The sequence below is a fragment of the Arenimonas sp. MALMAid1274 genome (assembly GCF_049195245.1).
In the GTDB taxonomy this organism is placed as follows: domain Bacteria; phylum Pseudomonadota; class Gammaproteobacteria; order Xanthomonadales; family Xanthomonadaceae; genus Arenimonas.
On the sequence record NZ_JBMIRR010000026.1, the window covers coordinates 329838 to 347879 of the forward strand.

The window sequence follows — 18042 nt, forward strand, 5'->3', positions numbered from 1 at the left end:
GAACGGGGGCTGGGGCCGGACCGGCCAGACCGGCCCGCGCGGCCTACAGGATGGGCACCAGGCCGGCGCCGAAGGCGGTGAGGATGCGGGTGTAGAGCATCTTCAGCGGCAGGTCGACCTCGGGGAACGCACCCACGTCCTGGTAACACTCGTAGAAGCCCGGCTGCCCCGGCGGGATCGGGTTGCAGCCCGGCTTGAGCTCGTAGCTGGTGGCGTAGGGGAAGGGCCAGATGTCGAAGATCGGCAGCTTCTCCGAAATCTTGCCGAGGCTGTAGTTCAGGCCCGACAGCACCGGCAGCTTTTCCTGGGCGGCGATCAGCCAGGAGTTCTCGGGCTGCATGTCGCGCAGGATGCTGGCCTTGAGCGCGCCCGCGAACTCCACGTCGTGCACCACCACCATGGACTCGGTGTTGTAGTTGTCCGAGCGCGGGTCGAAGTTGTGGCTGCCGACCACGCCCACCCGCCCGTCCACCACCAGCGATTTGGCGTGCAGGCCCACGCGCACGCCCGCGCGCTTGAGCGGCAGCGGCCCGGTGGCCGAGCCCGACGAGCCCGAGCCGAACAGCGGCAGGCGCGCGGCGCGCTCTTCGCCCAGGGCGCCGGTGGCGGCCACGTTGATCGGCGAATTGGCCGGGTAGGGCCGGTATTCGTGGATCGTGAAGCCCAGCTCGCGCAGGTACAGGCGCTTGTACTTGTGGCTCATCGCGTAGACGGGGAAAGCGTCGGTGGCGGCCAGCGAGTTGGTGGACACCAGGATGGCCGGCCGGTCCGGCCGCTTGCGCAGTTCGCGGAACAGCTGGCGCGCGGGCCGCGACAGCACCAGGTAGGGCGTCTGCATCACAAGCTCGTTCCGGGTGCCCGCCACCAGGTCGCGCATCTCGCGCGAGGCATCCTCGCCCGCGGCCAGTTCGCGCTCGTGTTTTTCCGGCAGGTCGGCGAAGAATTCCACCCGGCCGACCGCCAGCGTCAGCGGCTGCAGCCGCGCGAACACCGCGGCGCCGTCGCCGGCCTCCTCGCGCATCGCCACCGAACGCGGCGAGCGCTCCACGTCCGGGCCGAACAGCTTGTGCGGCGGCACCTGGCCGGCCCGCAGCAGGCGCTGCGCCACGTCCACCAGGCGCTCGGCCGGCTGGGTGCGGTCGAAATCCCAGAAGGCGTCGAAATTGTCGCGCATGGCCTTGGCGACCGGGCCGGCGACGATGATGTCGCGGTCGCGGTAGTTGTAGCCTTCGGCCCAATCGAAATAGCGGTCCTGGATGTTGCGGCCGCCGGTGATGGCCACCTGGTCGTCCACCAGCAGCAGCTTGGTGTGCATGCGCTGGTTGAATTCGGTGAAGCAGCACAGGATGCCTGCGGCGTACTGCAGGGCCTGGGTCTTGGCCTCGTCGAAGGTGGGGTTGTACAGGCGCAGCTCGAAGTTGCGGTGCTGGCCCACCAGGGTGGCCTGCAGGTTGGGATCGGGCAGGCCGTAGAGCTGGTCGAGCAGCACGCGCACCTTCACGCCGCGCCGCGCCGCGGCCAGCAGTTCGTCCAGCACCAGCAGGCCGCTGTCGTCGGGATCGAAGATGAAGATCTGCAGCTCGATCGAGCGCCGCGCGGCGCGGATCAGGTGCACGCGCGCCAGCAGCGAATCCTGGCCGCGGTCGAGCAGGGTGACGTGGTGCCGGGGCGCGCCCGGTGCCGATTGCGCGATGGCCTGGCGCCCCAGGTCGAGCAGCGGCGACGCCACCGCGCAGTCCACGCCCGCGGTGCAGCCGACCTCGGTGGACTGGCCGCCGTGCGCGATGTCCACCGCGTCCTGGCGTTCCTTCTCGCCCAGCGTGGCGCAGCCCGACAGGGCCAGCAGGACAAGCAGCAGCAGGCATCGCAGGGGTCGCTTCATGCGCACCAGAGTGGCGCATTCGCCTGCGGAAGTCGAAGGGTCGGGCACGGGCAAGGGCGCCACCGGCGGCGCCGGCGGCACGCCGCGATGGCCGGTCGGGGCGTTGGGTGCCGATAAAACCAGTGCCGACGAGGTCGACGCCCCCCACCCGCAAGGAGTGTTCCATGAAAGCCCGAGCTTCACGCCCCGCAATCTGCATGGCCCTCGCCACGCTGGTCGCCACGACCACGGGTGGCTGTGTCCTGGACCGCAGCGCCATCCTTCCCGGCTGGTCGGTGGTCGAGCCGCGACAGTACTGCCCGGGCGACAGCATCGCCGTGTCGTACGACTTCCTGCGCGGGGAAACCTGCCGAAGCGCCACGGCCTGTGCGACGCACCAGCCCACGGTGACCATCACCAGCCTGCCCGCGGATTTCCCCACCCGCACCACCGCCGGCTACGCCGACAGCTTCAGCTTCGTGCCCTCCGGTGACCGCGTGCAGCTGGACTTCACGCCGGACCGGAACGCGGTACGGGTGCCGACCAACCGCACCGACGCCGAAGGCCGCGCCATCGACCTGCTGCGCGAGAACGTCAACCCCGAGCGCGCGGTGCTCACCCGCATCACCGGCACGATCGAGACCACGCTGGTGCACGAGGGCCTGTGCGCCGGCTCCTCGCCCACGCATGCGCCGGCACGCCTGCCGGGCCCGCCCACGCTGTCGGCGAACCTGGACCTGGTGGAGTTGTGCAACCTCAACGGCGTCCCCGTGATCGTGACGCTGAGCGAGACCGACTCGGGCGTGGTCACCGAACGCATGCTGGGGCCGCGCGAGTGCTTCTCGCCCTCGGAGCCGGGTGCGCCCGGCGGCGGTGAAACGGCCAACGTGGTGTCGATCCGTTCCCTGATCCCGGACGTGGGTGCCCGCTGTTCCGCCACCGGGCCCAACACGCCGCCCGCGCCGCTGCGCACCCTGGCCCGTTCGGCCTGCGGCTGAACACCCCTTTTCCTCCCGGAGCCCCCCATGAACCTGACCCGATCCCTGCTGCTGGCGCTGGCGCTCACCGCCGCGCCGCTGATGCCCAGCCTGGCCGCCGACGGCGCCGCCGACGCACTGGCATTGCTCGACAAGACCACCGCCAGCGGCTACCTCACCCTGCAGGTCAGCCACCACGCCGCGCCCTCGCCCAAGGGCAAGCCCGGTGCGGTGCGGACCTACCAGGCCACGCTGCTGTTCGACCGCCCGGACCTGTTCCGCTACGTGCTCAATCCCGGCAAGTCCAATGAGTTCCGCGCCGTCGGCGACGGCGACCAGGTGCGCTGGCTGGACCTGGCCACCGGCGCCTCGGGCAAGGGCGAGGCCGCGAAGCTGGCCGAACCGGTCGCGCTGGCGCTGCTGGGCACCGCGGGTGAACTGGGCCGGCTGGCCACGGTGCGCCCGGTCGGACTGGGCAAGGACAACAAGCTCAGCGGGGCGCGCGTGGTGCCGCAGGTCTACGGCAGCCGCGTGAGGCTGGCCACCGCGTGGTTCCACCAGGGGCAGCCGGTCGGCTTCGATTTCGAGATGCATGACGGAACCCGCACCTTCGTCGCGGTGCTCGGCTTCCAGCCCAATGTGCAGACCGCGCCCAAGGACTTCGAGCTCTAGCTCAGGGCGGGGCTTCGGCCAGGCGCACGCGGAAGTCGAAGCCCACCTCGTCGCGCAGCCACATCCGCTGGCTGGTCATGCCGAAATCGCGGCGGCTGATCATGCCGCTGACCCGGATGTCGCAGCCGTGCCCGGGGCGGGGGCAGCGCGCCGGCGACAGCGTGAAGGCCACCGGCCGCACGCGGCCGCGCAGGTGCAGCTCGCCCTCGAGCGGTCCGCCGCTGCGCAGCAGGGCCCGCGTGAACGGGGCCGAGATGAAGCGGATCTGCGGATGCCGATCCACGTCCAGGAAGCTGCGCGAGCGCGTGCTGCGTTCCATCCACCCGGGGCCGTCGAGTTCGAGTTCGCGCGCGTCCACGCGCACCTGCACGCGCCAGCGGCGGCCGTCGGGCTCCAGTTCGCCTTCGATCTGGCGGAAGCTGCCGTGCACCAGCCCCGACAGGCGCAGGCCCACTTCGAAGCGGGCCGAGGACAGCGCGGGATCGACGGTTTCGCGCATGGGGATGGCGTCCGAGGCGGCCGCGCTGACCAGGCCGGCCAGGCAGACCGCGCCGAGCCAGGCCCGGCTCATCCGCTCAGGGCCACCAGAAGGCCGACAGCGTGGCCACGCCGGGTTCGAGCACCGCGTCGTCGGCGACGGTGAGCACGGCAATGCCGCCGGCGGGCATGCCGCGGAAGTCGCCCGACTGGCCCGAGCTGAGCAGCGCGGCCAGCTGCTCGAAGCCGGGGTTGTGCCCCACCAGCAGCAGGCGGGCGATGTCGCGGTGTTCGTCCACCACCTGCATCAGCATGCCGGGGGTGGCGTCGTAGATGCGTTTTTCCTGGCGGATCTCGATGTAGCCCAGCGCGGCCAGCGCCTGTTCGCAGGTTTCGCGGGTGCGGCGGGCGGGCGAGGCGACGATGCGGTCGGGCAGGTAGTGGTGGTCACGCAGCCAGCGGCCGGCGGCCTCGGCCTCGGCCTGCCCCTGCAGCGACAGCGGACGGTCGAAGTCGTCCTGGCCCGGGGCGGGCGGTTCGGCGTGGGCGTGGCGGAGCAGGATCAGTTCGCGCATGGCATTCCTTGGCGGCGACGGTGGGACGGGACCCGGAGCGGGGAACCGGTGGCCGGATGGCGGAGGAAGGCGCTCAGATCGCCTTCTTCAGCCAGCGCAGCAGCGGTGCCCAGTCTTCCTGGTGGCTGCGGATCTGCTCGGAGTGGTAGTCGAACACGCTCTTGCCCAGCGCCACCATCAGCACGTAGGCCTGGGTGTCGCGCAGCTCGGCCACCACCGGGTAGGGCCAGGTCTTGAGCTGGCCGACGGCCTGCTGCGAATTGGTGGTCCAGGGCTTGAGCCGGTTGCCGATGATGCCCACCGGCAGCTTGCCCTTCTTCACCCGCGGGTGCTGCACCAGGGTGTTGAGGAAGGCCACGGTGGCCTCGAGGTCGATGGTGGACGGCTGCACCGGCACCACCACGGCGTCGGCCAGGTCCAGGAAGGCGGTGAGGTCTTCGCCCATCGCGCCGGCCCGGGCGTCCACCACCAGGCGCTGGATGCCCTCGGGCAGGGACTTGTCCCAGCCGCGGCGGGTGCCGTCGAGCGGCAGCACGGCGGTGTCCAGCGCGGCGCGCTTCTCGCACCAGTGGGTCGAGGACTTCTGCGGGTCGGCGTCGAGCAGGGCGGTGGCCTTGCCCTCCACGGCGAAATGGGCGGCCAGGTTGGTGGCCACCGTGGTCTTGCCGGCGCCTCCCTTCGAACTGGCGACGAGGATGGTGCGCATGCCGGACCTCCACATCGTGAAGAGACCTCACTCTAACCCGCCTTGCGCGGGCGAAGGAAGGCAACGGAGCAGAAACTCTAATACGGTGTGTGACCTTGGCCCTGACCCCGTCGCGGGCGCTTTCGCGCCGGCATTGTGCGGGTTTCCCAGACAAGCAGCGGAGGGCGCATGCCAGCACCCCCGGTCCCGGGCCTGCATTCCCCGGATTTCGAGCGCGACAGCTGCGGTTTCGGGCTGATCGCGAATCTCGACGATCGCCCCGGGCGCGGGCTGGTCGAGGCCGGACTGCGGGCCCTGGCGCGGCTGACCCATCGCGGCGCGGTCGGCGCCGACGGGCTCAGCGGTGACGGCTGCGGACTGCTGATCCGGCGGCCACGCGCCTTCCTGGCGGCGATTGCCGCCGAATCGGGATTGCCCTACGCCGACGGCGATGCCTGCGGCATGGTGTTCCTGCCCACCGACGTTGACGCCGCGGCGCGGTCGCGCGCGGCCCTGGACCAGGCGCTGCAGGCGCAGGGGCTGGCGGTGTCGGGCTGGCGCACCGTGCCGGTGTCGCGCGCCGACTGCGGCGAGATCGCGCTGCGCGGACTGCCCCGGATCGAACAGGTGTTCGTGCGGGCGCCGGCCGGTGCCGATGCCGCCACCTTCGAACGGCGGCTGTTCCTGGCGCGCCGCGCCGCCGAGCAGCAGCTGGCCGACGAACCCGCGTTCTACGTGGTCACGCTGTCGGCCGACAGCCTGGGCTACAAGGCCATGGTGCTGCCCGATGCGCTGGCGAAGGTTTTCCCGGACCTGGCACGCGCCGACCTGGCCTCGTCGGTGGTGGTGTTCCACCAGCGCTTCTCGACCAACACCGCGCCGGCGTGGAAGCTGGCGCAGCCCTTCCGCCTGCTGGCGCACAACGGCGAGATCAACACGATCGAAGGCAACCGGCACTGGGCCCGCGCGCGCGCCGCGCACTGGCAGTCGCCGGTGCTGGACCTGGCCGCACTGCAGCCGCTGGTGAGCGAGCACGGCTCGGATTCGCAGAGCCTGGACAACATGCTGGAGCTGCTGCTGGCCGGCGGCATGGACCTGCTGCAGGCGATCCGCATCCTGGTGCCGCCCGCGACCGCGTCGCTGGAGTACAAGGACCCGGACCTGGCGGCGTTCTACGAGTACTACGGCCTGTCGCTGGATCCCTGGGACGGCCCGGCCGGGATCGTACTTTGCGATGCGCGCTACGCCGCCTGCACACTGGACCGCAACGGCCTGCGCCCCGCGCGCTGGCTGCTGACCGCCGACCGCACCCTGGTGGTGGCCTCCGAAACCGGCGTGTACGACGTGCGCGACGAGGACGTGGTGGCCAAGGGCAAGCTCGGCCCTGGCGAGATGCTGGCGGTGGACCTGCAGCGCGGCGAGCTGCTCGACACCGACGCCATCGATGCGATCAACAAGTCGCGCGCGCCGTTCAAGGCCTGGCTCAAGCAGGGCGTCACCTACCTCAGCACCAGCCTGGTGGACCCGTCGCTGGCCGCCGAACCCTTCGACGCCGGCACGCTGCGGCGCTTCCAGAAGCTGTTCCAGCTCAGCCGCGAGGAACGCGAGTCCGAGCTGCGCGTGCTGGCCGAAACCGAGCAGGAAGCCACCGGCTCGATGGGCGACGACACCCCGGTGGCGGTGCTGTCGCGGCACGTGCGGCCGGTGTACGACTACTTCCGCCAGGCCTTCGCCCAGGTGACCAACCCGCCGATCGATCCCCTGCGCGAGCAGGTGGTGATGTCGCTGCTCACCCAGCTGGGCCCGGAAGGCAACGTGTTCGAGGCCACGCCGGCCAGCGCGGTGCAGGTGATGCTGAACTCGCCGGTGCTGTCGCAGCGCAAGTTGCGCCAGCTGCTGGCCCTGCCCTGCTTCGCCGAGGCCAACGTCCTGCTGCCGCTGTACTTCGGCGCCGACGAGTCGCTGGAGCAGGCGCTGCGCCGCCTGTGCGCGCAGGCCGAGGCCGCAGTGCGCGGCGGCGCGGTGATCCTGCTGCTCAGCGACCGCTACCCGGAACGCGGCCAGGCGCCGGTGGCGGCGCTGCTGGCCACCGGCGCGGTGCACCACCACCTGGTGCGCGCGGGCCTGCGCTGTCGCGCCAACCTGATCGTGGAAACCGGCAGTGCGCGCGATGCGCACCAGATGGCCTGCCTGATCGGCGTGGGCGCCACGGCGGTGTATCCCTACCTGGCCTACCAGACGCTGTCGGCGCTGGGCCGCAGCGGCGTGGTGGACGGCAAGCAGGGCAACGAACCGGCCGAGCTGGGCCGCAGCTACCGGCGCGGCATCAAGAAGGGCCTGCTGAAGATCATTTCCAAGATGGGCATCAGCACCATCGCCAGCTATCGCGCGGCGCAGCTGTTCGAGATCATCGGCCTGGCCGACGAGGTGGTGGCGCTGTGTTTCCCCGGCATGGTGAGCCGCCTGCAGGGCGCGGGCTTCGCCGAGCTTGAGGCCGAGGCGCGGCAGCTGGCCGCGCGCGCGTGGCTGGATGCGGAAGAGATCGAGCCCGGCGGCCGGCACAAGTACGTGCACGGCGGCGAGTACCACATGTACAACCCCGACGTGATCGCCAGCCTGCAGCGCGCGGTGCGCAGCGGCGACGTCGCCGACTACCAGGCCTATGCGCAGCACGTGGATGCACGCCCGGCGTCGACGCTGCGCGACCTGCTGCAGCTGAAGTTGTCGTCGCAGCCCATCGCGGTGGCCGACGTGGAGCCCGTGGAGGCGATCCTTGCGCGCTTCGATTCGGCCGGCATGTCGCTGGGCGCGCTGTCGCCCGAGGCGCACGAAGCCCTGGCCACGGCGATGAACCGTCTGGGCGCGCGCTCGAACTCCGGCGAAGGCGGCGAAGACCCCGCGCGCCACGGCACCGAGCAGCGCAGCAAGATCAAGCAGGTGGCCTCGGGCCGCTTCGGCGTCACGCCCGAATACCTGGTGAACGCCGAAGTGCTGCAGATCAAGATCGCCCAGGGCGCCAAGCCCGGCGAAGGCGGCCAGCTGCCGGGCCACAAGGTGAACGCGATGATCGCGCGCCTGCGCTATGCCAAGCCCGGCATCGGCCTGATCTCGCCGCCGCCGCACCACGACATCTATTCCATCGAAGACCTGGCCCAGCTGATCTTCGACCTGAAGGAAGTGAACCCCACCGCCCTGGTGTCGGTAAAGCTGGTGTCGCACGCCGGCATCGGCACGATTGCCGCGGGCGTGGTGAAGGCCTATGCCGACCTGATCACGGTGTCGGGCTACGACGGCGGCACCGGCGCGTCGCCGCTGTCGTCCATCCACCATGCCGGCACGCCCTGGGAACTGGGCCTGGCCGAGGTGCAGCAGACCCTGCGCGCGAACAACCTGCGCCACCAGGTGCGGGTGCAGGCCGACGGCGGCCTCAAGACGGGGCTGGACGTGGTGAAGGCGGCCATCCTGGGCGCCGAGAGCTTCGGCTTCGGCACCGCGCCGATGGTGGCCCTGGGCTGCAAGTACCTGCGCATCTGCCACCTCAACAACTGCGCCACCGGCGTGGCCACGCAGGACGCGCGCCTGCGCGCGCACCATTTCATCGGCCTGCCCGAGATGGCGATGAACTTCTTCCGCTTCGTGGCCGAGGACGTGCGCGGCTGGATGGCCCGGCTGGGCGTGGCGCGACTGGAGGACCTGATCGGACGCACCGACCTGCTGCAGGTGATGGAAGGCAGCACGCCGCGGCAGCGCCGGCTGGACCTGTCGCCGATCCTGGAGGCCGCCGACGGCCGCGGCACCGGCGCCCGCCACAACACGCTGCCGCGCAACCTGCCGCGCGACGAGGGCCGCCTGGCCACGCGCATGCTGGCCGAGATGCGCGCCAGCATCCATGCGGGCGCCGGCGGTGAGTTCGCATTCGACGTCTGCAATGCCGACCGCAGCATCGGCGCCCGGATTTCGGGCGAGATCGCGCGGGTGCACGGCAACGAAGGCATGTCCGACGCGCCGCTTCATGTGCGCCTGCGCGGCAATGCCGGCCAGAGCCTGGGCTGCTGGAACGCCGGCGGCCTGATGCTGCACCTGGAGGGCGATGCCAACGATTACGTCGGCAAGGGCATGGCGGGCGGGCGCATCGTGCTGCAGCCGCCGGCCGCCTCGCGCTTTGTCGCGCGCGACACGCCGATCATGGGCAATACCTGCCTCTACGGCGCCACCGGCGGCGAGCTGTATGCCGCGGGCCGCGCCGGCGAACGCTTCGCGGTGCGCAACTCCGGCGCGCAGGCCGTGGTGGAAGGCGTGGGCGACCACGGCTGCGAGTACATGACCGGCGGCGTGGTGGTGGTGCTGGGCCGCACCGGCCTGAACTTCGGCGCCGGCCTCACCGGCGGCCTGGCCTACGTGCTCGACCTCGACCGCGACTTCGTCGACCGCTACAACCACGAGCTGATCGACGTGCTGCGCATCACGCCTGAAGGCATGGAACACCACCGCCACCACCTGCGCAGCCTGCTGCGCAACCACGTCGAGCTCAGCGGCAGCGCCTGGGGCGCCCAGCTGCTGGAGCAATTCCGCGACGTCGCCGGCCGCTTCTGGCTGGTCAAGCCCAAGGCCGCCTCGCTCGAGCAGCTGGCCGAAGAACTTCGGCGCGCGGCATGAAGTCCAGGCCCTTCCAGTTCATGGACGTGCCGCGGCGGCTGCCGCGCGAACTGCCGGCCACGCTGCGCGTGCTGGGCTGGCAGGAGATCTACGGCGGCTTCTCCGCGCCCGAGGCCGCCGACCAGAGCGGCCGCTGCCTGGACTGCGGCAATCCCTACTGCGAGTGGAAGTGCCCGGTACACAACTACATCCCGAACTGGCTGGCGCTGGTGCGCGAGGGCCGCCTGTTCGAAGCCGCCGAGCTGGCCCACGAGACCAACCCGCTGCCCGAGATCTGCGGCCGTGTCTGCCCGCAGGACCGGCTGTGCGAAGGCGACTGCACGCTCAACACCGGCTTCGACGCGGTCACCATCGGCGCGGTCGAGAAATACATCGTGGACGAAGCCTTCCGCCAGGGCTGGCGGCCGGACCTGTCGCAGGTGGTGGCCACCGGCAGGCGCGTGGCGGTGATCGGCGCCGGCCCGGCCGGCCTGGCCTGCGCCGACCGGCTGGCGCGCGCGGGCATCGAGGCGCACGTGTTCGACCGCTACGAGGAGATTGGCGGGCTGCTCAGCTTCGGCATCCCGGCCTTCAAGCTGGAGAAGCAGGTGATCGAAACCCGGCGCGGCGTGCTGGAGGCCATGGGCGTGCGTTTCCACCTGGGCGTGGACGTGGACGCGGCCAAGGGCCATGAACTGGTGCGCGACTACGACGCGGTGTTCCTGGGCACCGGTGCCTACACCTTCGTGGACGGCCGGCTGCCGGGCCAGGCCCTGCCCGGCGTGCTGCCGGCGCTGCCCTTCCTGGTGGCCAACGCGCGCCGCCAGCTGGGCAGGCCGCATGCCGACGACCCCGCCTTCGACCTGGCCGGCAAGCGCGTGCTGGTGCTGGGCGGCGGCGACACGGCGATGGACTGCGTTCGCTCGTCGCTGCGTCTGGGCGCGGCCGAGGTCACCTGCGCCTACCGCCGCGACGAAGCCGCGATGCCGGGCTCGCGCCGCGAAGTGAAAAACGCGCGCGAGGAAGGCGTGCGCTTCCTGTTCAACCGGCAGCCGCTGGAGATCATCGGCGGCACGCGTGTGGACGGGGCGCAGCAGGCCACCGGCGTGCGCCTGATCGAGACGCGCGCGGTCGGCGGCCGCGGCAACGCGGCCGAGAACGTGCCCGGCAGCGAGCACGTGGTGGACGCCGACGTGGTGATCCTGGCCTTCGGCTTTCGGGCCAGCCCGGCCGCGTGGTGGAACGACTACGACATCCAGCTCACCGGCGAAGGCCGCATCCGCACCACCGGCGCCGGCGGCGGCACGGGGCACGCCAAACTGTTCGCCGGCGGCGACAACGTGCGCGGCGCCGACCTGGTGGTCACCGCGGTGCACGATGGCCGCGAGGCGGGCCTGGCGATCGCGCGGCAATTGCTCAGCGATCCGGATACCCGATGAAAACCACCCGCAGTGAGTTCGCGATGCGCGCCCTGCTGCTGGTGCCCGCCCTGATCCACCTGTTGCCCGTCTCGGGCGTGCTGGGGCCGGACGCACTGGCGCGTCTTTATGGCCTGGACTTCTCCGATCCCACGCTGGAGCTGCTCATGCGGCATCGCGCGGTGCTGTTCGGTGGGGTGGGCGGACTGTTGCTGGCGGCCATCGCGCTTCGGCACCTGCGCAGCGCCGCACTCCTGGTGGGCCTGGCCAGCGTGGTCAGTTTCCTGGGGCTGGCATGGCTGACCGGCACGCACGGCCCCTTGATCGGCCGGGTGGTGGTGGCGGACTGGATCGCCCTGGGCTGCCTGGGTGCGTCGGCGGCGCTTCACTTTGCTGGCGCGGCGACAGGCGCGGCCAACGCCGCCCCGCCTCCGCGGCCCTGAGATCCCGCGGCATCCGCGTCCCGCGCTCCGACCCGGCATCACGCCTCCGGTATCATTCGCCTTCCCCGTGAAGGACGACCCATGAGCGAGCTGCAGGACCTGACGTCGCTGATCCGCGCCAATACCGCGCTGATCGTGATCGAGACGCCCGACGAGGGCCGGGTGGTGGACCTGTTCCGACACGTGCTGATGAACGTTTGGCGGCCGCTGTACCGCTGGTCGATCACCGAGGGCCTGCGCCGGGTGGACCTGGACGGCGAGGACGCGCCGCTGTCGCCGCCCGACGCCACCACCACCCTGCGCACGATCCGCGCGATGGACCAGCGCGGCATCCACCTGCTGCTCGATTTCCATCCCTACCTGGGCTACGCGACCACGCAGCGCATGGTGCGCGAGATGATCGACCGCCGCGACTGCAAGGAGCACACGCTGGTGCTGGTGGGCGCCAAGATCGAGCTGCCGGAAGACCTGGAGCACATGGCCGTGCGCTTCTCGCTGCGCCTGCCCGACGAGCGTGCGCTGCTGAAGCTGGTGCAGGACGAGGCCGCGCTGTACATGCGCGAGCACGGCGGCAAGCGCGTGGAGGTGGACCAGGAGGCGCTGAAGGCGATCGTGCGCAACCTGCGCGGCGTGTCCATGACCGAGGCGCGGCGGCTGGCGCGGCACCTGATCTTCCGCGACGGCGTCATCAGCGCCAACGACCTGCCCGAGCTGGCCAAGCTCAAGTTCGAGCTGCTCAACAAGAGCGGCCACCTGCATTTTGAGTACGACACCGCGCGCTTCGCCGACGTGGCCGGGCTGACGCGCCTGAAGGCCTGGGTCCACCAGCGCCGCGCCGCCTACAGCAGCGAAACCCTGCCGGTGGGCCTGGATCCGCCCAAGGGCATCCTGCTGCTGGGCGTGCAGGGCTGCGGCAAGTCGCTGGCGGCCAAGGCCGTGGCCGGCGGCTTCGGCGTGCCGCTGGTGCGGCTGGATTTCGGCACGCTGTACAACAAGTACCACGGCGAGACCGAGAAGAACCTGCGCGACGCGCTGGCCTCGGCCGAGCAGATCTCGCCCTGCGTGCTCTGGATCGACGAACTCGAGAAAGGCCTGGCGGCCTCGGGCAGCAGCGAGGACGGCGGCGTCTCGCGCCGCGTGCTGGGCTACTTCCTGACCTGGATGGCCGAACGCAAGTCGCGCGTGTTCCTGGTGGCCACCGCCAACGCGGTGCAGGACCTGCCGCCGGAGCTGCTGCGCAAGGGCCGCTTCGACGAGATCTTCTTCGTGGACCTGCCCGACCACGGCGCGCGCGCGGAAATCTTCCGCCTGCACCTGGCCAAGCGCGAGGTGGACTGGGAAGGCTTCTCGCTGTCGTCGCTGGCCGATGCGGCCGACGGCTTCTCAGGCGCCGAAATCGAACAGGCGGTGGTCAGCGCGCTGTACTCGGCGCACGCCGCGGAGACAACGGTGGACGAAGCGCGCGTGCTGGAGGAAATCCGCGCCACCCGCCCGCTCAGCGTGCTGATGGCCGAGCAGGTCAACAGCCTGCGCGAATGGGCCCGCACCCGCACCGTCCCCGCCGACTGATCCGGGGTCAGAGTCGATTTATCAAGGTGAACCCGGGGCCGTCAGCGATCGACGCGGAACGGCTTGCGCCGTGCGTCAGCTTCAGGAAAGCCGCTGCAGCAACCACGCCCAGGCCGGCAGCGTCGCCAGCGACAGCAGGATGCCATAGCCCACCATCGCCGCGGCCAGCCCCGGGGCCAGGCGATGCGAGATCGCCAGCGCGGCGGCGGTGATCATCGGCGGCATCGCCGATTCCAGAACCACGGTGTCGTGCTGCTGGCCCTGCAGGCCCAGCAGCGGCGCGATCGCCAGCGAGATCAGCGGCAGGACCGCCAGCTTCAGCGCCAGGCCTGCGGCCAGCGGCTTGAGTTCGTCGCGCGGCAGCTTCAACTGCAGGCTCAGGCCGATGGCCAGAACCACCAGCGGCAGCAGCGCGTCGGCCAGGCGCTGCAGGCCGCCGGCGATCCACGCGGGCGGCGCCTCGGGCATCAGGGTCAGGCCGAACAGCAGCGCCAGGAACGGTGGAAAGGTGACGATGCGTCGCGCGATCAATCCGGCCGTTGGCTTGGCGTCGCCACCGTAGCGCGCCAGCACGTACAGCCCGAACGTGGACAGGATCAGGAAGGCGCCGAACTGGTCGTAGATCACCGCGTAGGGCAGCGCGTCCTCGCCCAGCAGTGCGCGCACCAGCGGATAACCAAGGAAGCTGGTGTTGCCCAGGGCGACGCACAGCAGCAGCACCGCATGTTCGTCGGGCCGCAGCTTCAGCAGCTTCGAGACGCCGGTCACCAGCAACACCGTGGCCGCCAGCAGCAGCCAGGGCACGGCCGCGATCGCCAGCACGTCGCGATTGAGCTCCAGCCGCGGCGCATACAGCAGCACCGAGGCCGGCAGCAGCACGTACAGCACGACCTTGTTGAGCACCTCGGCCGCGTTGTCCGGGAACACGCGCAGGCGCTGGAACAGCAGTCCCAGCGCCAGCATCGCCAGGATCAGCGCAAAGGCGTCGAAGGCCATGGCTCAGGCGCCAGCCACGGCCCACCGCGGCAGGCGACGGGCGGTGGCCACCGGACTCACGCGCCCGCGCCCGCCGCCTTCTGCGCGGCGATCCATTCGCGGATCTTCACCTGCAGCACGTCCATCGGCAGCGCGCCGTCCACCAGCACCTGGCGGTGGAAGGCGCGCACGTCGAAGCGCTCGCCCAGTTCGGCCTCGGCTTCGTTGCGCAGCTCGCGAATCACGCGCTGGCCGACCTTGTACGACAGCGCCTGGCCCGGCATCACGATGTAGCGCTCGACCTCGGCCACCACGTCCGACTCGGCCATCGAGGAGTTGGCCATCATGTAGTCGATGGCCTGCTGCCGGGTCCAGCCGTAGTAGTGCAGTCCGGTGTCCACCACCAGCCGCATCGCGCGCAGCTGCTCGTCGCTCAGGCGGCCGTACCACTGGTAGGGATCGGTGAACAGGCCCAGCTCCTTGCCCAGCGACTCGGCGTACAGCGCCCAGCCCTCGGCGTAGGCGGTGTAGCCGCCGAAGCGGCGGAAGGCCGGCAGCGATTCCACTTCCTGCTGGATCGCGATCTGGAAATGGTGGCCGGGCGAGGCTTCGTGGATGGACAAGGTCTCGACCAGGAAATTGGGCTGGGCCTTGAGGTTGAAGGTGTTGAGGTAGAACACGCCCGGCCGCGAGCCGTCCGGCGACGGCGCCTGGTAGGACGCGCCCGCATTGCTCTCGGCGCGGTAGGCCTCGACCGGCCGCACTTCGTAGTCGGCCTTGGGGAAGATGTCGAAGAGTTTGGGCAGCAGCGGATTGATCTTCTTCTGCACGTCGCGGTAGGCCTGCAATGCCTCCTCGGGCGTCTTGAAGTAGAAGCGCTCGTCGGTCTGCAGGTGCTTGAAGAAGGCCGGCAGGTCGCCTTCGAAGCCGACCTGCTCGCGCACCGCGTTCATCTCGCCCAGGATGCGCGCCACTTCCTGCAGCCCGAACTCGTGCAGCTGCTCGGGCGTGAGGTCGGTGGTGGTCTGGCGACGCACGCTGTACGCGTACCAGGCCTTGCCGTCCGGCAGGTTCATCTGGCCCACGCCTTCGCGCGCGGCGGGCAGGTACTCGTCGCGCAGGAAGTCGCGCATCTTGGCGTAGGCCGGGATCAGCTGGGTGGCAATGGCCTCGCGGTAGGCGGCGGTCAGTCGGTCGCGGTCGGCCTGGCTGAACTCCTTGGGCAGGTTGGTGATCGGGGCCCAGAACACGCTGTCCTCGGGCTTGGCCACCGCATGCGCGGCGAACTGCGGGATCGACTTCTCCACCACCGGCCGCGGCTGCACCACGCCGGCGGCCATGCCTTCGCGCATCGCGGCGATGGCGCTGTCGTTGAGCACCGGGAAGCGGGCCATGCGCGCCAGGAAATCGTCGTAGTGCTTGACCTCGGTGAAGGGCTGCAGGCTCTGGCCCGCGCCAAGCTGGGCGAAGAAGCTGCCGTGGCTGCCGAACTGGTTCACCGGCAGCATCCAGCCCGGAAAGCGCAGTCCTTCCAGCGAGCCTTCGCGGTCGCTGACGAACACGTCGCGGCTGAGCCGGTGCTGGCCGGTCAGGGCGTCGCGGTCCAGCTTCTGCACGCGGGCGAGGAAATCACGCTCGCGCGCTTCCTCGGCATCGCGGTAGTCCTTCGCGTAGTAGTCCGGCAGCTGGTCGTTGTAGCGCAGGTCGCCCAGCGCGGTGGCGAATACCGGGTCGGCCTTGAGCTGGGCTTCGTGCCATTCGGCCAGCAGGGCGTCGAGTTCGGCGGCGACGGCGGCGGGATCGGCCGCGGGCGCCTGGGCCGCGGGTGCCTGGGGCGCGGGGGTTTCGCGGCCACAGGCCGACAGCAGGAGGGAGCTGGACAGGAGCAGGGCCAGGAGGCGCATCACGGATCCTTCGCTGTAGCGGGAGGGGATTGCGCTATCTTCGCCCAGTCCCGGTCCGGAGCCTACCGATGAAAGTCATGCCTGCCTGTTTCCTGCTGACCCTGGCGCTGTCGGTGCCCCTGGCCCAGGCCGGCGACCGCATCACCGGGCAGGCCTTCGCCACCCGGTCGGAGGTGTATGCGCCCGAGGCCATGGCTGCCACCTCGCATCCGCTGGCCACCCAGGTGGCGCTGCAGGTGATGCGCGACGGCGGCACCGCGGTGGACGCGGCGATCGCGGCCAATGCCGCGCTGGGGCTGATGGAGCCGACCGGCAATGGCATCGGCGGCGACCTTTTCGCCATCGTCTGGGATCCGAAGACGGGCAAGCTGCATGGCTACAACGGGTCCGGGCGCTCGCCGCGCGGGCTGAGCCGGCAGTGGTTCGCGGACAACGGGCATACGAGGATCCCTTCGCACGGGCCGCTGCCGGTGACGGTGCCGGGCGCGGTGGACGCGTGGTTCGCGCTGCATGCGCGCTTCGGCAAGCGCACGATGGCGCAGAACCTGGCGCCAACCGTGGCCTATGCGCGCAAGGGGCATCCGGTTCCGGAGGTGATCGCCTATTACTGGTGGCGCAGCGTGCCGGTGCTGTCGAAGTGGCCGGGCTTCACCGAGCAGTTCACGATCGACGGGCGGGCGCCGCGCATGGGCGAGGTGTGGCGCAATCCGAACCTGGCGAACACGCTGGAGACGATCGGTGCGCAGGGGCGCGACGCGTTCTACAAGGGCGACATCGCGCGCACCATCGATGCGTATTTCAAGGCCAATGGCGGCTTCCTGAGCTACGAGGACCTGGCCGCGCATGCGGGCGAGTGGGTGGAGCCGGTCAGCGCCAACTACCGCGGCGTGGATGTGTGGGAGCTGCCGCCCAATGGCCAGGGCATCGCGGCGCTGCAGATCCTGAACCTGCTTGAGGGGTATGACTTTTCGAAGATCGCGTTCGGCAGCACCGAGCATGTGCACCTGTTCGTGGAGGCCAAGAAGCTGGCTTTCGCCGATCGCGCGCGCTGGTATGCCGATCCGGCCTTCCATCCGGCGCCGGTGGCGCGGCTTATCTCCGAAGCCTATGCCGATGAACGACGCGCGCTGATCGATCCGGCGCGCGCGGCCAAGGCGGTGGACGCCGGCGGGCCGCTGAACCAGGGCGACACCATCTACATGACCGTGGCCGACAAGGACGGGATGATGGTGTCGCTGATCCAGTCCAACTACCGCGGCATGGGCAGCGGCATGGCGCCGCCGGGGCTGGGCTTCATCTTCCAGGACCGGGGCGAGCAGTTCGTGCTCAAGGCCGGGCATCCGAATTCGTTCGAGCCGGGCAAGCGGCCGTTCCATACCATCATCCCCGCCTTCCTCACGCGCGACGGCAAGCCGTGGGTCAGCTTCGGGCTGATGGGCGGCGCGATGCAGCCGCAGGGGCATGCGCAGATCGTGATGAACCTGGTGGACTTCGGCATGAACCTGCAGGAGGCCGGCGATGCGCCGCGCATCCAGCACGACGGCAGCACCGAGCCCGATGGCCAGCTGGTGGAGATGACCGACGGCGGCGTGGTCAACCTCGAATCGGGCTTCGCCTACGAGACCGTGCGCGGCCTGATGCGCAAGGGTCACCGGGTCGAATTCGCCGACGGCCCCTACGGCGGCTACCAGGCCATCGCCCGCGACCCCGCCACCGGCATGTACATCGGCGCCAGCGAAAGCCGCAAGGACGGCCAAGCCGCCGGCTACTGACCCGCGTTTTTCCCCCCGAAAACATACCAGGTATCTTTTCCGTCTCAATGAGACTGAAAACATACCTGGTATGTTTTCG

13 protein-coding genes are annotated in these 18042 nt (G+C 70.4%); 7 read left to right on the forward strand and 6 right to left on the reverse strand.

All coding sequences use genetic code 11. The features are described from left to right. Positions 1 to 43 precede the first annotated feature (43 nt). Positions 44 to 1882, reverse strand: a complete 1839-nt coding sequence (locus tag ACOQFR_RS07875; RefSeq protein WP_421380452.1) for a phospholipase D family protein — start codon at positions 1880 to 1882, stop codon at positions 44 to 46. A 197-nt stretch (positions 1883 to 2079) separates the two neighbouring features. On the opposite strand from ACOQFR_RS07875, the gene ACOQFR_RS07880 reads away from it, so the two are divergent. Next, positions 2080 to 2859, forward strand: coding sequence for a hypothetical protein (locus ACOQFR_RS07880; protein WP_421380454.1), 780 nt, complete (start codon positions 2080 to 2082; stop codon positions 2857 to 2859). A gap of 27 nt (positions 2860 to 2886) precedes the next feature. Continuing rightward, positions 2887 to 3510, forward strand: coding sequence for a hypothetical protein (locus ACOQFR_RS07885; protein WP_421380456.1), 624 nt, complete (start codon positions 2887 to 2889; stop codon positions 3508 to 3510). A 1-nt stretch (position 3511) separates the two neighbouring features. Here ACOQFR_RS07885 and ACOQFR_RS07890 read toward each other — a convergent pair whose 3' ends face one another. From ACOQFR_RS07890 to ACOQFR_RS07900, 3 genes are all read right to left on the reverse strand, one after another. Then, positions 3512 to 4081, reverse strand: a complete 570-nt coding sequence (locus ACOQFR_RS07890; protein WP_421380459.1) for a YceI family protein — start codon at positions 4079 to 4081, stop codon at positions 3512 to 3514. Between the two features lie 4 nt (positions 4082 to 4085). Continuing rightward, a complete protein-coding gene (locus ACOQFR_RS07895) occupies positions 4086 to 4562 on the reverse strand; it encodes a SixA phosphatase family protein (protein WP_421380462.1) in 477 nt (158 codons plus the stop codon). Positions 4563 to 4635: 73 nt separating this feature from the next. Beyond that, the gene (locus ACOQFR_RS07900; RefSeq protein ID WP_421380464.1) at positions 4636 to 5268 is read right to left on the reverse strand and encodes a ParA family protein; all 633 of its coding nucleotides are present in this window, start codon (positions 5266 to 5268) and stop codon (positions 4636 to 4638) included. Between the two features lie 168 nt (positions 5269 to 5436). On the opposite strand from ACOQFR_RS07900, the gene gltB reads away from it, so the two are divergent. The 4 genes from gltB (at position 5437) to ACOQFR_RS07920 (ending at position 13312) form a co-directional block, all read left to right on the forward strand. After that, the gene (gene gltB / locus ACOQFR_RS07905) at positions 5437 to 9903 is read left to right on the forward strand and encodes a glutamate synthase large subunit (RefSeq protein WP_421380466.1); all 4467 of its coding nucleotides are present in this window, start codon (positions 5437 to 5439) and stop codon (positions 9901 to 9903) included. Continuing rightward, complete coding sequence (locus ACOQFR_RS07910; RefSeq protein ID WP_421380468.1) at positions 9900 to 11321, forward strand: FAD-dependent oxidoreductase; 1422 nt, start codon at positions 9900 to 9902, stop codon at positions 11319 to 11321. Before gltB ends, ACOQFR_RS07910 begins: the two co-directional genes overlap by 4 nt. Further along, positions 11318 to 11743, forward strand: a complete 426-nt coding sequence (locus ACOQFR_RS07915; protein WP_421380470.1) for a hypothetical protein — start codon at positions 11318 to 11320, stop codon at positions 11741 to 11743. The genes ACOQFR_RS07910 and ACOQFR_RS07915 overlap by 4 nt, the downstream gene beginning before the upstream one ends. Positions 11744 to 11824: 81 nt before the next feature. Next, a complete protein-coding gene (locus ACOQFR_RS07920; RefSeq protein ID WP_421380472.1) occupies positions 11825 to 13312 on the forward strand; it encodes an AAA family ATPase in 1488 nt (495 codons plus the stop codon). Between the two features lie 81 nt (positions 13313 to 13393). Here ACOQFR_RS07920 and ACOQFR_RS07925 read toward each other — a convergent pair whose 3' ends face one another. Both ACOQFR_RS07925 and ACOQFR_RS07930 read right to left on the reverse strand, forming a co-directional pair. Continuing rightward, the gene (locus ACOQFR_RS07925; RefSeq protein ID WP_421380474.1) at positions 13394 to 14308 is read right to left on the reverse strand and encodes an AEC family transporter; all 915 of its coding nucleotides are present in this window, start codon (positions 14306 to 14308) and stop codon (positions 13394 to 13396) included. 56 nt (positions 14309 to 14364) lie between these two features. Then, the gene (locus ACOQFR_RS07930; RefSeq protein WP_421380476.1) at positions 14365 to 16191 is read right to left on the reverse strand and encodes a DUF885 domain-containing protein; all 1827 of its coding nucleotides are present in this window, start codon (positions 16189 to 16191) and stop codon (positions 14365 to 14367) included. Between the two features lie 68 nt (positions 16192 to 16259). On the opposite strand from ACOQFR_RS07930, the gene ggt reads away from it, so the two are divergent. Continuing rightward, positions 16260 to 17963, forward strand: a complete 1704-nt coding sequence (ggt, locus tag ACOQFR_RS07935) for a gamma-glutamyltransferase (protein ID WP_421380478.1) — start codon at positions 16260 to 16262, stop codon at positions 17961 to 17963. Positions 17964 to 18042 lie beyond the last annotated feature (79 nt).

What these genes read in the sequence shown, in the direction of transcription:
- ACOQFR_RS07875 (WP_421380452.1), bottom strand. Translation starts at nt 1,882, where the DNA reads ATGAAGCGACCCCTGCGATGCCTGCTGCTGCTTGTCCTGCTGGCCCTG.
- ACOQFR_RS07880 (WP_421380454.1), top strand. Translation starts at nt 2,080, where the DNA reads ATGGCCCTCGCCACGCTGGTCGCCACGACCACGGGTGGCTGTGTCCTG.
- ACOQFR_RS07885 (WP_421380456.1), top strand. Translation starts at nt 2,887, where the DNA reads ATGAACCTGACCCGATCCCTGCTGCTGGCGCTGGCGCTCACCGCCGCG.
- ACOQFR_RS07890 (WP_421380459.1), bottom strand. Translation starts at nt 4,081, where the DNA reads ATGAGCCGGGCCTGGCTCGGCGCGGTCTGCCTGGCCGGCCTGGTCAGC.
- ACOQFR_RS07895 (WP_421380462.1), bottom strand. Translation starts at nt 4,562, where the DNA reads ATGCGCGAACTGATCCTGCTCCGCCACGCCCACGCCGAACCGCCCGCC.
- ACOQFR_RS07900 (WP_421380464.1), bottom strand. Translation starts at nt 5,268, where the DNA reads ATGCGCACCATCCTCGTCGCCAGTTCGAAGGGAGGCGCCGGCAAGACC.
- gltB (WP_421380466.1), top strand. Translation starts at nt 5,437, where the DNA reads ATGCCAGCACCCCCGGTCCCGGGCCTGCATTCCCCGGATTTCGAGCGC.
- ACOQFR_RS07910 (WP_421380468.1), top strand. Translation starts at nt 9,900, where the DNA reads ATGAAGTCCAGGCCCTTCCAGTTCATGGACGTGCCGCGGCGGCTGCCG.
- ACOQFR_RS07915 (WP_421380470.1), top strand. Translation starts at nt 11,318, where the DNA reads ATGAAAACCACCCGCAGTGAGTTCGCGATGCGCGCCCTGCTGCTGGTG.
- ACOQFR_RS07920 (WP_421380472.1), top strand. Translation starts at nt 11,825, where the DNA reads ATGAGCGAGCTGCAGGACCTGACGTCGCTGATCCGCGCCAATACCGCG.
- ACOQFR_RS07925 (WP_421380474.1), bottom strand. Translation starts at nt 14,308, where the DNA reads ATGGCCTTCGACGCCTTTGCGCTGATCCTGGCGATGCTGGCGCTGGGA.
- ACOQFR_RS07930 (WP_421380476.1), bottom strand. Translation starts at nt 16,191, where the DNA reads ATGCGCCTCCTGGCCCTGCTCCTGTCCAGCTCCCTCCTGCTGTCGGCC.
- ggt (WP_421380478.1), top strand. Translation starts at nt 16,260, where the DNA reads ATGAAAGTCATGCCTGCCTGTTTCCTGCTGACCCTGGCGCTGTCGGTG.